Here is a 14,804-nt window from a genome sequence, read left to right on the forward strand (position 1 = left end):
GCGAGACTGGGCGGGTGACCGACCGGGCGAGCGCCGTGAGCGTCGCGGAGGTACCGCTCGACGTCGTCCTGCCGCTGCGCAGCGCCGTCCTGCGCGGCGGCGGCCCGGCGGGCATGCCCGGGGACGACGACCCGGCCACGGTCCACCTGGCCGCGCGCGATGCCGGCGGCCGGGTGGTCGGTGTCGTGCGCTACTCCCCCGCGCCCTGCCCGTGGCGGCCGGACGCCCGGGCGCCCTGGCAGCTGCGCGGCATGGCCACCACCCCCGGGGTCCGCGGGCTCGGGGTCGGCCGGGTGCTGGTCGCCGAGGGCCTGGCGCGCGTCGCGGCGCGCGGCGGGGACCTGGTCTGGTGCGACGCCCGCACCACCGCCGCCGGGTTCTACGAGCGGATGGGGTTCACCGTGGTCACCGGCGAGTACGACAAGCCCGGCGTGGGCCCGCACGTCGGGATGGTCGTGGCCCTGGAGCCCTGAACCGGGGGGTCCGGGTCAGCCCCGGACGAGCTCGGGGGACGCGATGAGGTCGGCGATCTCCGGCGGGTGCTCGGTCTGGGCCACCGGGACGAAGCAGTCCCCGCTCCGCCGGTACAGGCCGCCCCGCACGTCGATCCCCGGCACGCGCGGGTTGTCCACGACCAGCAGGTGGCCGCCCTCGGGCAGCCCGGCGAACAGCACCCGCAGGGCGCGCCGGATGTCCTCGTCGCCGAAGTAGAGCCGGCGGAGCAGGTTGGCCACCTTGACCACGTCGGGGGCCGGTCCGGTCCACGGCTGGAAGACGTCGTGGACCCGGGTGGTCACGCGGGGGTCCTCGCGGACCAGCCGGCGGGCCGCCGGCCCGAGCAGCAGCACCGGACGGGCGGGACGCCGTCGTGCCCGCGCGACCAGCGGCGCGGCGAGGACCCGGACCACGCGCGACAGCGAGGGCCAGCCCACGAGCCGCCGGCCGGCCACGAGCACGCAGGTGCCGTGCGGGTCGAAGAGGACCACGTGCCGGCCGACCTCGACCGCGGAGAGCTCGAGGTAGAGGTCGGCGATCACGTACGACCCGAGGTCCGGCAGCTTCGCGACCAGGTCGACCGAGGTCGAGCCGTCGGAGGCGCCGATGTCGACGACCGTGGCGCCGGCGAGGTCGAGGTGGTCGCGCAGGAGCGCGTCCGCCGGGGCGTGCCGGTCCGCCTGGGTGATCTTGATGGTCTCGCCCACGTGGATGATCGACATGACCGCGCGGAAGTCCTCCGCCGAGGGGTCCTCCTCCAGCAGGACCCGGGGGTCGGTGCGGAACAGGCGCGGGGCGCGGCGCTCCCAGGCGGCGGGCCAGCCCCCTCGGACGGCTCGGACAGGCGCTCTCATGGCCAGCACGCTAGGGCCGGCGCCCCGCTCCGCGGCGCCGCCGGAGGGGACCCCTGACCCCAAGGGGGTGGCCGGGGGCGTCAGCGTCGCAGGGCGCGCCAGCCGCTCGAGCTGATCCCCGGGATCGCGCCGGCCCGGAAGGCGTCGACGAACAGCCGGAAGTCGTCCTGCGTGCGGTGCGCGTAGTCGTGCGCGAAGGCGACCACGTCGGCGACGAACTCCTCCTCGCGGTCACCGATCATCTCCACGATGGCCTCCTCGGTCTGGAACGGCACCAGCGTGTGGTCGCTGTCGGCGTCGCCGACGCAGTGCATCTTCGCCGTCGCCCGGCCCAGCTGGGCCAGCACCGGCGCGATGTCCTCGGGCTCGGTGAGGTCGTCCCAGTCCAGGTCGGACTCGTAGGGCGAGAGCTCCTGGACGACGAACCCCACGCCGCCGATCTCGGTGTGCCCGAGGAACTGCGAGGCGTTGGCCTGCAGCGCCCGCTGCGAGATCGCCGTCCGGTGGCCCTCGTGCTCGAAGGACGCCCGGATGTCCGGGTCCCGTACCACCCGGCTCGGCGCCGGCACGTTGCCCTGCTTGAGCGAGAGGACGACGTCGTTCTCCAGCGCCTGGTCGTAGCCCTCGAGCAACACGTTGTACGCCGGGAGCCCGGCGCTGCCGATGCCGAATCCGCCGGTGGCGACGACGTCCTTGACGTCGTAGGCGACGTCGCGCCGCCGTCGCGGCGGGAAGACGGTGCCCCGGTAGCGGTCCAGGGCGGCCAGCACCGTGTCCCGCTCGGCGTCGTCCAGGCGCCGGGTGCGCGGCCCGTCGGCGAACCTCCGTCGGTAGTCCTCGACGACGGTCATCCGGTCCAGCAGCGCGGCCCGGCTGCGGGCGCTGGTCTCCAGGATGACCCGGTGCACCGCGCCCTCGGTGTTCTCCTTGACCAGCGCGAAGGACTTGTCGTCGTCGAGGCGGGTGAAGTGCCGGACCTGGTCGAGGTAGGCGGTGAGGTAGCCGCGCAGCAGGTCGGAGATGACGTCGTCGCCGAATGCCTTGCGCCAGGACAGCAGCGCGAAGCTCGCGGCGAACCGGCGCAGGTCCCAGCTCACGTGCCCCACGTAGGCCTCGTCGAAGTCGTTGACGTCGAAGACGATCCGGCCGGCGCCGTCCATGTAGGTGCCGAAGTTCTCCGCGTGCAGGTCGCCCTGGATCCACACCCGGCCGGTGCGCTCGTCGCACCAGCGGTCCTCCAGCTGGGCCATGTCGGCGTAGAAGAGGCAGGCGGTGCCCCGGTAGAAGGCGAAGGGGTCGGCCGCCATCTTGCGGAACTTGGTGCGGAAGGCGTCCGCGTCGGCGGTCATCAGCTCGGAGAACGCGTCGACCAGCACGTCGACGATCTGCTGCGAGCGGTCACCAGGAGTGACCCTTGCGGGGGATTCAGCCACGGAGCGACCGTAGGGGGCGGTTAGCCTCGGGGACAGGTGTCCGACGAGGGGACGGGGGCGGCGGTGACTCGAGCGGCCACGGCATGGCGGCTGGCCACGGGCGCCGCCTACGGCGGCGGCGGGCTGGGCCTGGCCGGTGCCGGGATGCTCGCCGTCCTGCGGCAGCAGGCCCGCGCCGCCCGGCGCCGGGTCGAGTCCAGCAACCTGCGCGTCGACCCGCCATCGGGCGAGGGTGTCTACGGCCGCGGCCGCGGCCGTCCGATCGTGTTCACCGTGCTGGGCGACTCCAGCGCCGTCGGGCTGGGCGTGCAGCGGGCCGCCCAGACCCCCGGCGTGCTGCTCGCCGCGGCCCTGGCCGAGCTGGCCGAGCGCCCGGTCCGGCTGGTGCGGCTCGCGGTCTCGGGTGCCAAGTCCTGGCAGCTGGACGAGCAGGTGGACAAGGCGCTGCTGGAGCACCCGGCCGTCGCCCTGATCATGATCGGCGCGAACGACGTGACCAGCCGCACCGCGCCGGGGGTCTCGGTGCGGCACCTGCGCGACGCCGTCCGCCGGCTCACCGAGGCCGGCACGCAGGTCGTCGTCGCCACCTGCCCGGACCTGGGCACCGTGCGGCCGATCGGCCGGCCGCTGCGCTGGCTGGCCCGCCGGTGGAGCCGGCAGCTGGCCGCCGCGCAGACGATCGCCGTCGTCGAGGCCGGCGGGCGCACCGTGTCACTGGGCTCGGTGCTCGGCCCCTCGTTCGCCGAGGACCAGGACCTGTTCAGCGCCGACGAGTTCCACCCGAGCGCGCACGGCTACGCGCAGGCCGCCGCCGTCCTGCTGCCGTCGATCGCCGACGCGCTCGGCGTCTGGCCGGCCGCCGCCGACCGCGGCCTGCGCAACCTGCGCCGCGACACCGTCCGCCCCGTCGCCCGGGCCGCGGCGCGGGCCGCCGGCCGCACCGGCACCGAGGTGCAGGCGACCGCCGTCCGCGGTCAGGACACCGGCCCGCGGGGTCCCTGGGCCCGGCTGCGCCGCCGCCGTCCCCCGGACATCCCGACGCCGGAGCAGGCCGAGCGGGCGGAGCAGGGCTCGGTCGGCTGAGGCCGGGGGCGTACGTACCGGGGAGTAGGTTCGGGGGCGCCCCGACGTCCGGCGCCCCGTCGCCGGATCCCCTCATCGTGGAGGACCCATGCCCGAAGCCGTCATCGTCGCGACCGCGCGCTCGCCCATCGGCCGCGCGTTCAAGGGCTCGCTGAAGGACGTGCGACCCGACGACCTCACCGCGACCATCGTGCGGGCCGCGCTGGACCAGGTGCCGGCCCTCGACCCCACCGACATCGACGACCTGGTCCTCGGCTGCGGCCTCCCCGGCGGCGAGCAGGGCCACAACATGGCCCGCGTCGTCAGCGTCCTGCTGGGCATGGACCACCTGCCGGGGACGACGATCACCCGCTACTGCTCCTCGTCGCTGCAGACCACCCGCATGGCCATGCACGCCATCAAGGCCGGCGAGGGCGACGTGTTCGTCTCCGCCGGCGTGGAGATGGTGTCGCGCTTCGTGAAGGGCAACAGCGACTCGCTGCCCGACAGCCAGAACCCCGCCTTCGCCGACGCGCAGGCCCGGGTGGCCAAGACCGCCGAGAGCGGCGCGGACTCCTGGACCGACCCGCGGGAGAACGGCGAGGTCCCCGACGTCTACGTCGCGATGGGGCAGACCGCCGAGAACCTGGCGCTGCTCAAGGACGTCTCCCGGCAGGAGATGGACGAGTTCGCCGTCCGCAGCCAGAACCTGGCCGAGCAGGCCCTGGCCGACGGCTTCTGGCAGCGGGAGATCACCCCGGTCACCACCCCCGACGGCACCGTCGTCAGCACGGACGACAGCCCGCGGGCCGGCACCACGCTGGAGGGCATCTCCGGCCTCAAGCCGGTCTTCCGCCCCGACGGACGGGTCACCGCCGGCAACGCCTGCCCGCTCAACGACGGCGCCGCCGCGGTCGTGGTCATGAGCGACACCAAGGCCCGCGACCTCGGCCTGACCCCGCTGGCCCGCATCGTCTCCACCGCGGTCACCGGCCTGTCGCCGGAGATCATGGGCTACGGCCCGGTGGACGCGTCGAAGCTGGCGCTGCAGCGGGCCGGGATGAGCATCGGCGACATCGACCTGGTGGAGCTCAACGAGGCCTTCGCCGCGCAGGTCATCCCGAGCTACCGCGACCTGGGCATCGACATCGACAAGCTGAACGTGCACGGCGGGGCGATCGCGGTCGGCCACCCGTTCGGCATGACCGGTGCCCGCATCACCGGCACGCTGATCAACGGCCTGCAGACCCGGGACCAGACCTTCGGCCTGGAGACCATGTGCGTCGGCGGCGGCATGGGCATGGCGATGGTGCTCGAGCGCCTCTCCTGAGCCCGCCGACCGATCCCGGCCACCAACGGCCAGAGGCCCGGCCCCCTCGCGGGGACCGGGCCTCTGTCGTGTGGTGCTACGGGCTCACTCGTCCTGGAAGTAGGACAGCAGCCGCAGGATCTCCAGGTACAGCCAGACGACCGTGATGAGCAGGCCGAAGGCGATGTACCAGGCGAACTTCGCCGGGGCGCCCCGCCGAATCGCCTCGTCGGCCATGTCGAAGTCGAGCAGCAGCGAGAACGCCGCGACGCCGATGACGACCAGGCTGAAGACGATCGACAGGGTGCCGCCGCTGCGCAGGCCCAGGCCGTCGCCGCCACCGATCCAGCTGGCGACGATGTTGACCAGCATCAGCGCGAGCACACCGAACATCGCGCCGACGATCCAGCGGGTCAGCTTCGGGGTGACCCGGATGGCGCCGGTCTTGTAGACGACCAGCATGCCGAAGAAGACACCGAAGGTGCCCACCAGCGCCTGCATCACGATGCCGGGGTAGATCGCGTTGAACGCCTCACTGATGGCGCCGAGCGCGATGCCGTACAGGGCGCCGTAGGACAGCGTGGCGACCGGGTTGGCGATCTGCTTGAACGAGATCACCAGGCCCAGCACCAGGGCGACCAGCACCGCCGGGATCGCCAGGCCGAAGGCCAGGCTCTCCGGCAGCAGCACCCAGGTGACGGCGGCCGACAGGACCGTGACCAGGAAGGACAGGCCCGTCTTCTGGACGACGTCGTCCATGGTCATGTAGCGGGTGGCCGGTGGCGCGTAGGGGGACTGCGCGTACGGCGAGGGCGCCGCGTACGGGTCCTGCGTGCCGTACTGCGGGGCGCCGTACTGGGGAGCTCCGTACTGGGGAGCCCCGTACTGCGGCGCGCCGCCCCAGGGGGCGGACTGCTGGCCCGCGTTGGGGAGTCCCCGGCCGAAGACCGGGTTGTGGCTGGGCATCGTCATCTCCTCGAGGTGACCGGGCTGTCGTGGGGCCCACGGTCCTGCACCCCACTCGTCCAGGTCAACGCATCGAGGGCCCTGCGCGTTCCTGGACGTCCGCTGGACACTCGGACGGGGGGTGGGCCGGTGGGGTGCTGACCGTTGCTCTGACCAGCAGCGCAGCCGGCCGTTCGGCCGACTTCTCACACGATTGTGGCGGAGTTCTTACACGAGCGGCCTCTTCTTCCCGGGGGCGTCAGCCCAGATCTCTCTCGTGTACCAGCGCCCGGACGCCCAGCGCTCGTCTGGTGCGGTGCTCGACGAGCGCGTCGACGACGACGGCCGTTCCCAGCCACGCTGCGCCCGCCGCGTCGACCAGGCGCTGCGCGCCGAGTGCCTGCCCACCAGTGGCGACCCAGTCGTCGACCAGGAGAACTCGGTCGGTCGTCCGGACGAGCGTCCGCCGGAAGCCAAGTTCGAGGTGGCGATCGCGGTAGTCCGGAGGGGTCGTCACCGTCAGCCACTGGTCGCTGTCCGCCGCCGGGCTGGGGTCTTTACGGACCTCAACCAGTCCCACCCCGAGTTCGCGGGCCACCAAGGCGCCCAGCAGGACGCCGCGGGACGGCAGTCCGAGGACGACTGTCGGCGCCTCGTCGGCGAACAGCCCGGCCAGCCCAGCTCCCAGGTCCTGCAGCAGCGCCGGATCCCGCCACCATCCGGTGACGTCGGCTCGAAAGCCGTCGTCGCCCCGGTCACCGCGCCAGGCGAACGCTGCGCACAGTCGCTCACGCAGATCGGCCGCGGACATGGTCGTCATGGTGCCGTGGCGGGGTGTTGCGCTTCGATGTGGGCCTCCGCATCACCTTCGCTCGGAGCGCCCGCGATCTGCTCCGAGGCGCTGCGATCACCCCGGCGACCCCTAGGCGGCCGACCGCGGCTGGATGATCACCGGCTGGCGGTCGCGGGCGACGCAGATGCCGTTCTCCACGATGTAGACCCCGACGTAGTGGCTCCCCACGTACGAGGTGACCTCCTGGCGGCTGGTGCCACCCTTGGTGACCTCGCCGCGCAGCTGACGGATCGCGCTGGCTTCGCGGCCGGTGTTCTTCACCAACTGCCAGTGCCCCCGGTCGGGTTCGAACCGACGCTGGAACCCTTTTAAGGGGCCTGCCTCTGCCAGTTGGGCTACGGGGGCCGCCGAGCACGCTAGCCCGGCGGTCAGCTCGCCCGTACGGTGCCCGACTGCGCCTTGTCCTCCGCCGAGGGCGGCGGCAGCGAGCCGGTCGGGCCGGCGTTCGCCGCCTCGACGAACTCACGGCGCGGGTCCTGCAGCTGACCCAGCGAGATGACCTCGCGGCGGAACACCGCGGCCAGCGTCCAGTCCGCGACCACCCGGGCCTTGCGGTTGAAGGTGGGCACCCGGCTGACGTGGTAGGTCCGGTGCATGAACCAGGCCGGCCAGCCCTTGAGCTTCACCCCGTAGACCTGGGCAACACCCTTGTGCAGGCCGAGGCTCGCCACGGAACCCGCGTAGGCGTGCCGGTAGGGCTCCGGCTCACGGCCCTCGAGCGTCGCCACGATGTTGTCGGCCAGCCGCTTGGCCTGCCGGACGGCGTGCTGCGCGTTGGGCGCGGTGGTGGCGCCGGGGCTCTCCTTGGTGAGGTCCGGGACGGCGGCCAGGTCGCCGGCCGACCACGCGTCGGGCAGCCCGCGCACCTGCAGGGTGGGCTCGCAGACGACCCGCCCGCGCTCGTCCACCGGCAGGTCGGTCTCCTTCAGCATCGGGTTGGGCTTGGTGCCCGCCGTCCACACCAGGGTGTCGCTGGCGAACTCGTCACCGTCGGACAGCTTCACGACGCAGCCGTCGGAGACCGACTCCAGCCGGGTGTTGAGCCGCACGTCCATCCCCCGCGCGGTGAGCTGCTTGACCGTCCAGGCGGCCATGTCCAGGTCGACCTCGGGCAGGATCCGGCCCATCGCCTCGACCAGCACCCAGCGCATGTCGGCGGTCGACAGCCGCGGGTAGTAGTGCGTGATCGCGTAGCGGGCCATGTCCTCCAGCTCGGCGAAGGCCTCCACCCCCGCGTAGCCGCCGCCGACGAAGGTGAAGGTCAGCGCCCGGCGGCGGACCTCGGGGTCGTCGGTCGAGCTGGCCGCGTCCAGCCGGGCCAGCACGTGGTTGCGCAGGTAGATCGCCTCGCCGACGTTCTTGAACCCGATGCCGTGCTCGGCCAGCCCGGGGATCGGCAGCGTGCGGGCCACCGAGCCCGCGGCCATGACCAGCACGTCGTAGGACAGCTCGTAGGGCTCACCCTCGATCGGGGCGATGCGGGCCCGCTTCCTGGCGTGGTCCAGGCCGGTGACCGCCCCGGTGACCACCCGGCAGCGCGGCAGGGTCCGGCGCAGCGGCACCACGACGTGCCGCGGCTCCACCGAGCCGGCCGCGGCCTCGGGGAGGAAGGGCTGGTAGGTCATGTGCGGCTGGGGGTCGACGACGACGATCTCCGCCCGCCCCCGCGACAGCCGTCTCTGCAGTCGCAGGGCGGTGTAGAGGCCGACGTAGCCGCCGCCGACGACCAGGATCACGGGTCGGTCTGCCATGGCCGTCAGCCTAGGGCCGCGGACCCGGTCCCGGCACGGTCGCGGCCAGCTCCGTCGCGCGGGAGAGGACGGCGTCGAGCATCGGCTCGGTCAGCTTGCCGGTGAAGGTGTTCTGCTGGCTGACGTGGTAGCTGCCCAGCAGGGTGAGCGGCCCGCGCGGTCCTTCGAGCGAGACCTCGACGCCGTGCCCGAAGGCCGGCCGCGGGCGGGGCAGCACGTAGCCGGCCCCGGCGAGCACCGGCCACAGCGCCGTCCACCCGAACCCGCCGAGGACGACGGCGACCCGCAGCCGTGGCAGCAGCGCCAGCTCGCGGGCCAGCCAGGGCGAGCAGGTGTCCCGCTCCTCGGGGGTGGGCGCGTTGGCCGGCGGCGCGCAGCGCACGGCCGCGGCGACCCGCACGTCGGTGAGCTCCAGACCGTCCCCGACGTGGGTCGACGTCGGCTGGTTGGCCAGGCCCGCCCGCCACAGCGCCGCGAAGATCCAGTCCCCGCTGCGGTCGCCGGTGAACACCCGGCCGGTGCGGTTGCCGCCGTGCGCCGCCGGGGCGAGACCGACGACGGCGATCCGGGCGTCGGCCGGCCCGAGTCCGGGCACCGGCCGGCCCCAGTAGTCCTCCTCGCGGAAGGAGGCCCGCTTGACCCGGGCGACCTCCTCGCGCCAGGCGACCAGGCGGGGGCAGGCACGGCAGCCGGAGACCCGGGCCTCGAGGACGGCGAGGTCGCGGGCGCCCCGGGCCGAGCGGACGACGCCGGCGGGGCTGCGGGTGACGGGGAAGCCGTCGGCGTCGGCAGGGCGGCCCCGCTGCAGGGTCCCGTCGCGAGCCTGCGAGTGGTGGGGGGCAGCGGGGTCCTTCATGGTCCCAGCAGACCACCCGGGCGAGCGCGGGGGCGCCGCGGGGCGGCATGATCACGGGGTGGCCCGGACGACGAAGCAGAAGACGCCGCTGACCTGGAAGCTCCTGGGCACCGGGACGGCGGTCCCGGCGGGGATCGCCGTCCGGAAGCTCAGCGACGCCGCCTGGTACGCCGTCCGCGGCACTCCCCCGCCGAAGAACCCGGCCGCCCCCGGCGTCGGCTGGGGCGAGGCCCTGGCGTGGGCCGCGGTGTCCGGCGTCGCCGTGGCGGCCGGCCGGCTGGTCGCCGCCCGCGGCGCGGCGGCGGCCTACCAGTCGCTGACCGGGAAGCTGCCCCCCGACCTCAACGAGAGCTCCCCCTGATCCCGCTGCCGCGTCTCCCCCTTTCGGGAGTCGTCAGCGCTCCGGCGCGCCTCTAGCGTCGTAGCCCGGTCGGCGACCGGACTGCTGACGGTCCGCCGCGGTGGGTGAGGAGTGTGACGGTGGACGGATCGGCACCGGTGTCCGAGCGCGTGCCCGGGGTGGGCGCCGCGGTCGAGGTGGCGGCCGTCCCCGGTGGGAGGACGGCGGCGGTCCAGTGCGCGGCGGTCGTCTCCGACCACGCCGGGTTCGCGGACCTGGCCGGCGCCTGGGACGACCTCTGGGCGCGCAGCCCGTCCGCCACCCCGTTCCAGACCCATGCCTGGACGAGCGCCTGGGCCCGGGCCTACGTCCCGGCCGGGCGGCTCGCCGTCGTCACCGTGTGGGACGGCGACGCCCTCGTCGCGGCCGCCGCCCTGCACCGGGTCCGTCGCGGGCCGGCGCGGGTCCTCGTCCCGCTCGGCGGGCAGATCTCCGACTCCACCGACGTGCTGCTCGACCCCTCCGTGCCGGACGCCGGCCCCCGCCTGGTCGCCGCGGTGCTGGCGGTGCCCGGCTGGCGGGTGCTGGACCTGCCCGAGGTGCTGCCCGGCGCCGCGGCGCAGCAGTGGGCGCAGCACTGGCCGGGCGCGGTCCGGCGGGCCGGGGCCTCGCTCAGCCTGGAGCTGCCCGCGCTGCCGGTGACCGAGGTCCTCTCCCGGGTCCCGTCGCGGACCGCCGGCACGCTGCGTCGGAAGCTCCGCAAGATCGAGCGGCTCGGCGTGCAGGAGACGGAGGTGGCGCCCGACGACGTCCCGCGGGCGGTCGAGGACCTGATCCGCCTGCACGAGGCCCAGTGGGCCGGCCGCCGCGGCAACCCCGAGCACCTCACCGAGCGCTTCGGGGCCCACCTCGCCGACGCGCTCCCCCGGATGGTGCGGCGCGGCGAGGCGGTGGTCGTCGAGTACCGGCTGGACGGCGAGCTCGTCGCCAGCGAGGTCGACCTGGTCGGCCACACCCAGCTCGCCTACTACCTGGCCGGCATCTCCCCCGCCCTGCGGGAGCACGTCGACACCGCCGTCCTGCTGGTCAGCGGCGCCCTGGCGCGCGCGACGCGGCGCCACGTCGGCGGCTACTCGTTCCTGCGCGGCGAGGAGGACTACAAGCTCCGCTGGCGCCCGGACGAGGTGCGGGCCACCCGCCTGCTGCTCGCCCGACCCGGGCCGCTCGGGTCCGCCGGGTACTTCTCCGCGGCCACGGCCGGCTCCACGGTGATGGCGCTCGCCCGGCGTGCGCTGCGCGGCCGGGCGCGCGACCTGGCCCGCACCGTCATGCAGGGCGTGCGCACGCTGCGCGCCCGCGCCTCGGCCCGGGCCTAGGCGCGGGCGAGCTGCAGCGCGATGCCGTCGAGGATGTCGTGCTCGCTGACCACGACGTCGTCGAGGGCGAAGGCGTCCATGAGCACCCGCAGGACCAGTGAGCCGGCGCCGATGACGTCGACCCGGCCCGGGTGCATCACCGCGTGGGCGGCGCGTCGCTCCCGGCTGGCCGTCAGCAGCCCGGCGGTCACCGCGCGGACCGCCGACACCGGGATCCGCGAGCCGTGGATGGCCACCGGGTCGTAGGCCGGCAGGCCCAGCGCGAGCGCGGCGACCGTGGTGACCGAGCCGGCCAGCCCCACCAGGGTGGCGGCCTCACCGACCGGGACGGCGGCCGCCACGTCGGCCAGCGCGGCGCGGATGTCGGCCTCGGCGCGCTGGATCTGGTCGGCCGAGGGCGGGTCGCCGTGCAGGTGCCGCTCGGTGAGCCGCACGCAGCCGACGTCCACCGACCGGGCGGCGCGCACCCCGCCAGCGTCGCCGAGCACGAACTCCGTCGACCCGCCGCCGATGTCGACGACCAGGTACGGCGGGTGCGGCCGCGGCTGGCCGTGCGCGGCGACCGCGGCGTCCAGCGAGGCGGTGGCGCCCAGGAAGGACAGCCGTGCCTCCTCGTCACCGGGGACGACGTCCGGCAGCTGCCCGAGGGTGGCCAGCACCATGCCCTCGAAGTCGGCCCGGTTGGCGGCGTCCCGGCTGGCGCTGGTGGCGACCATCCGCACCGCGGTCGCGCCGAGGTCCCGGGCCTGCGCGGCGTACTGCGCCAGCACGACGCGGGTGCGCTCGATGGCCTCGGGCGCCAGCCGGCCGGTCGCGTCGACGCCCTGGCCGAGCCGGACGACCTCCATCCGGCGCAGCAGGTCGGTGTGCGGCCCCTCCGGCGGGACGTCGGCCACCAGCAGGCGGATGGAGTTGGTCCCGCAGTCGATCGCGGCGACGCGGGTCATCGGTCGTCCTCCTGGTCTCCGGCTCGACTCCGGCCTCGTTCGGCTCCTCGGCCCACGCCGTCGGTCGCCTCCGCGGTCGCTCCGCTCCTCGCTCCCTGGCGCTCGCTGCGATGCGCACTCCCCGTCGGCTCCGGGCATCTCCCTGCGGTGCTCGCCCGACCGCCGTCCTCGTGGGCCGGGGCGCAGGGGCCGTTCGCCCACCACTCGCCCATCCCCGCCACGGCCCGGTCGCCGACCGGGTTGACCCCGGGGCCGGCGGCCAGCGCGTGGGCGGCCAGCGCGTGCAGGCACTTGACCCGGTCGGGCATCCCGCCGGCGGTGGCGCGCGTGGGCAGCTCGCCGAGCGCGTCGCGCTCGGCGAGGTAGGCCTCGTGGGCGGCGCGGTAGCCCGCGGCGAGCTCGGGGTCGGTGGCCAGGTCGGCCTGCCACTCGCGCATCCGGCCGGCCGACTCCAGCCGGCTGGCCGCGGCGCTGGCCCGCGGGCAGGTCAGGTAGTAGGTGGTGGGGAACGGGGTGCCGTCCTCCAGCCGCGGGTCGGTCTGCACCACGTCGGGCTGGCCGCACGGGCAGCGGTGCGCCACCGCGCGCAGGGCACGCGGCGGCCTCCCGAGCTGGCGGGCCACGACCTCCCGCTCCTCGGGTGTGATCGGTTCCGTCACTCGCCGGGCTCCTCGTCGCCGTCGGCCACCGCGACCGACTGCAGCAGCGCCTCGTACCACGGCAGGTCGCCGTCGGGCTCGGGCACCGTGCCGGCGTCGCCCTCGACGGCCTCGCCGTCGACCACGACGACGAGGCGGTCCCCGGGCAGCACGTAGGCCAGCCGCTCGCGGGCCTGCCGGCTGGTGTAGGCCGGGTCGTCCTGCCGCTCCAGCTGCTCCTCGAGTTCCGCGACCCGCTCGTCCAGGGTGGTGCCCTCGGCGGCCAGCCGGGTGAGCTCCGCGCGGCCGGCCAGGTACTGGCGCACCGGGCCGGCCAGCGTCAGCAGCAGCACCAGGACCAGCCCGGCGAGCAGCACCGCGCGCCCGGTGAGCAGCGGCCGGCGGGGCGGGCCTCCTGACGCCGTGCGGGCCGGACGGCGGACGGGCCGCCGCGCCTCCGGCCGGCTGCCCGCACCCGAGCGGGAGCCGGCCGGCACCGGGCGGGACGCCGCGTTCGACAGCGGCCGTCCCGTCGACCGCCGCCGGCCGGGGGCCGCGGCCCCCGGCGCACCGCGGCGGCCGCGGGCCGCGCTCACCGTCGGACGCGGCCGGTCACTCGCCGGCCGCCGCGCCCAGCCGCGGGAAGGCGGCCGCACCGGCGTAGCGGGCGGCGTCGTCCAGCTCCTCCTCGATGCGGAGCAGCTGGTTGTACTTGGCCACCCGCTCGCTGCGGGCCGGCGCACCGGTCTTGATCTGCCCGCAGTCGGTGGCGACGGCGAGGTCGGCGATCGTGGTGTCCTCGGTCTCACCCGAGCGGTGGCTCATCATGCAGCGGTAGCCGTTGCGGTGCGCCAGGTTGACCGCGTCCAGGGTCTCGGTGAGCGTGCCGATCTGGTTGACCTTGACCAGCAGCGCGTTGGCGGCCTTGCGGGCGATGCCGTCGGCCAGCCGCGCCGGGTTGGTGACGAACAGGTCGTCGCCGACGATCTGCACCCGGTCGCCCAGGGCGGCGGTCATCGAGACCCAGCCGTCCCAGTCCTCCTCGGACAGCGGGTCCTCGATCGAGACGATCGGGTAGGCGTCGACCAGGCCGCGGTAGTAGTCGACCAGGTACTCCGCCGAGCGGGACTGGCCCTCGAAGTCGTACCCGCCCTCGGTGTGGAACTCGGTCGCGGCCACGTCGAGGGCGAACGCGATGTCCGACCCCACCGTGTAGCCGGCCTTCTCGACCGCCTCGGCGATCAGGTCGAGCGCGTCCCGGTTGCTCGGCAGGTCGGGGGCGAAGCCGCCCTCGTCGCCCAGGCCGGTGGACAGCCCGCGGCCCTTCAGCACCGACTTCAGCGCGTGGTAGGTCTCGGTGCCCATGGCCAGCGCCTCGGCGAAGGTCGGCGCGCCGATCGGGGCGATCATGAACTCCTGCACGTCGACGTTGCTGTCGGCGTGGGCGCCACCGTTGAGGATGTTCATCATCGGCACCGGCAGCAGGTGCGACGAGGGCCCGCCGACGTAGCGGAACAGCGGCAGCCCGGCGGACTCGGCAGCGGCCTTGGCCACGGCGAGGCTCACGCCGAGGATCGCGTTCGCGCCCAGGCGGGACTTGTCCGGCGTCCCGTCCAGGTCGAGCAGCCGCTGGTCGACCAGCCGCTGCTCGCTGGCGTCGAAGCCGACCAGCTCGGGGCCGATGACGTCCAGGACGCCGTCGACGGCCTTGGTCACCCCCTTGCCGCCGTAGCGCTCGCCGCCGTCGCGCAGCTCCACCGCCTCGAAGGCGCCGGTGGAGGCGCCGCTGGGCACGGCGGCCCGCGTGATCGTCCCGTCGTCGAGGGCGACCTCGACCTCCACGGTGGGGTTTCCGCGCGAGTCGAGGATCTCCCGCGCGCCTACGGCGTCGATGCTGGGCACGGGAGCAGCCTAGCCAGCCCGCCGGCGAGCGGCGCGGAGCCGG

15 protein-coding genes, 1 tRNA gene and 1 pseudogene are annotated in these 14,804 nt (G+C 74.9%); 5 read left to right on the plus strand and 12 right to left on the minus strand.

What is annotated here, in order from left to right:
- Nucleotides 1-14: 14 nt before the first annotated feature.
- On the plus strand, nt 15-473 hold the full coding sequence (locus BLR12_RS01505) for a GNAT family N-acetyltransferase (RefSeq protein WP_091372532.1): 459 nt from the start codon (nt 15-17) through the stop codon (nt 471-473).
- A gap of 15 nt (nt 474-488) precedes the next feature.
- On the opposite strand, the gene BLR12_RS01510 is transcribed toward BLR12_RS01505, so the two are convergent.
- Entirely contained in the window at nt 489-1,349 is an 861-nt protein-coding gene (locus BLR12_RS01510) for a hypothetical protein (RefSeq protein ID WP_091374179.1), read from the minus strand.
- An 80-nt stretch (nt 1,350-1,429) separates the two neighbouring features.
- Nucleotides 1,430-2,782: a DUF2252 domain-containing protein gene (locus BLR12_RS01515; RefSeq protein WP_218120495.1), complete on the minus strand. Its 1,353-nt coding sequence runs from the start codon at nt 2,780-2,782 to the stop codon at nt 1,430-1,432.
- Nucleotides 2,783-2,818: 36 nt separating this feature from the next.
- On the opposite strand from BLR12_RS01515, the gene BLR12_RS01520 reads away from it, so the two are divergent.
- Nucleotides 2,819-3,865: an SGNH/GDSL hydrolase family protein gene (locus BLR12_RS01520; protein ID WP_255363234.1), complete on the plus strand. Its 1,047-nt coding sequence runs from the start codon at nt 2,819-2,821 to the stop codon at nt 3,863-3,865.
- Nucleotides 3,866-3,953: 88 nt separating this feature from the next.
- Nucleotides 3,954-5,174, plus strand: coding sequence for an acetyl-CoA C-acetyltransferase (locus BLR12_RS01525; protein ID WP_091372534.1), 1,221 nt, complete (start codon nt 3,954-3,956; stop codon nt 5,172-5,174).
- 84 nt (nt 5,175-5,258) lie between these two features.
- On the opposite strand, the gene BLR12_RS01530 is transcribed toward BLR12_RS01525, so the two are convergent.
- From BLR12_RS01530 to BLR12_RS01555, 6 genes and pseudogenes are all read right to left on the minus strand, one after another.
- The gene (locus tag BLR12_RS01530; RefSeq protein WP_091372537.1) at nt 5,259-6,119 is read right to left on the minus strand and encodes a Bax inhibitor-1/YccA family protein; all 861 of its coding nucleotides are present in this window, start codon (nt 6,117-6,119) and stop codon (nt 5,259-5,261) included.
- 238 nt (nt 6,120-6,357) lie between these two features.
- Nucleotides 6,358-6,909, minus strand: a complete 552-nt coding sequence (locus tag BLR12_RS01535) for a phosphoribosyltransferase family protein (RefSeq protein ID WP_091372540.1) — start codon at nt 6,907-6,909, stop codon at nt 6,358-6,360.
- 111 nt (nt 6,910-7,020) lie between these two features.
- Nucleotides 7,021-7,224: pseudogene (locus tag BLR12_RS01540) on the minus strand (hypothetical protein); the annotation flags it as partial.
- A tRNA-Leu gene (locus BLR12_RS01545) sits at nt 7,223-7,296 on the minus strand. The pseudogene BLR12_RS01540 and the gene BLR12_RS01545, both read right to left, overlap by 2 nt.
- A 23-nt stretch (nt 7,297-7,319) precedes the next feature.
- A complete protein-coding gene (locus BLR12_RS01550) occupies nt 7,320-8,702 on the minus strand; it encodes an NAD(P)/FAD-dependent oxidoreductase (RefSeq protein ID WP_091372544.1) in 1,383 nt (460 codons plus the stop codon).
- Nucleotides 8,703-8,712: 10 nt separating this feature from the next.
- Nucleotides 8,713-9,558 (minus strand): uracil-DNA glycosylase, encoded by an 846-nt coding sequence (locus BLR12_RS01555; RefSeq protein WP_255363235.1) that lies wholly within the window; start codon nt 9,556-9,558, stop codon nt 8,713-8,715.
- 58 nt (nt 9,559-9,616) lie between these two features.
- Here BLR12_RS01555 and BLR12_RS01560 point away from each other — a divergent pair, with 58 nt between their 5' ends.
- Nucleotides 9,617-9,919, plus strand: coding sequence for a DUF4235 domain-containing protein (locus tag BLR12_RS01560; protein ID WP_091372547.1), 303 nt, complete (start codon nt 9,617-9,619; stop codon nt 9,917-9,919).
- A 119-nt stretch (nt 9,920-10,038) separates the two neighbouring features.
- The gene (locus tag BLR12_RS01565) at nt 10,039-11,274 is read left to right on the plus strand and encodes a GNAT family N-acetyltransferase (RefSeq protein ID WP_091372550.1); all 1,236 of its coding nucleotides are present in this window, start codon (nt 10,039-10,041) and stop codon (nt 11,272-11,274) included.
- On the opposite strand, the gene BLR12_RS01570 is transcribed toward BLR12_RS01565, so the two are convergent.
- Genes BLR12_RS01570 through eno form a run of 4 tightly spaced genes read right to left on the minus strand, consistent with a single transcriptional unit; the run spans nt 11,271 to nt 14,761 of the window.
- Nucleotides 11,271-12,221 (minus strand): Ppx/GppA phosphatase family protein, encoded by a 951-nt coding sequence (locus BLR12_RS01570; protein WP_091372552.1) that lies wholly within the window; start codon nt 12,219-12,221, stop codon nt 11,271-11,273. The genes BLR12_RS01565 and BLR12_RS01570 overlap by 4 nt on opposite strands.
- Nucleotides 12,218-12,880, minus strand: a complete 663-nt coding sequence (locus BLR12_RS01575; RefSeq protein WP_091372555.1) for a DUF501 domain-containing protein — start codon at nt 12,878-12,880, stop codon at nt 12,218-12,220. The genes BLR12_RS01570 and BLR12_RS01575 overlap by 4 nt, the downstream gene beginning before the upstream one ends.
- Entirely contained in the window at nt 12,877-13,455 is a 579-nt protein-coding gene (locus tag BLR12_RS01580; protein WP_091374191.1) for an FtsB family cell division protein, read from the minus strand. Before BLR12_RS01580 ends, BLR12_RS01575 begins: the two co-directional genes overlap by 4 nt.
- A 16-nt stretch (nt 13,456-13,471) precedes the next feature.
- Nucleotides 13,472-14,761, minus strand: coding sequence for a phosphopyruvate hydratase (eno, locus tag BLR12_RS01585; protein WP_091372556.1), 1,290 nt, complete (start codon nt 14,759-14,761; stop codon nt 13,472-13,474).
- Nucleotides 14,762-14,804: the final 43 nt, after the last annotated feature.

The organism is Geodermatophilus sp. DSM 45219, from assembly GCF_900104025.1.
Lineage (GTDB): Bacteria > Actinomycetota > Actinomycetes > Mycobacteriales > Geodermatophilaceae > Geodermatophilus.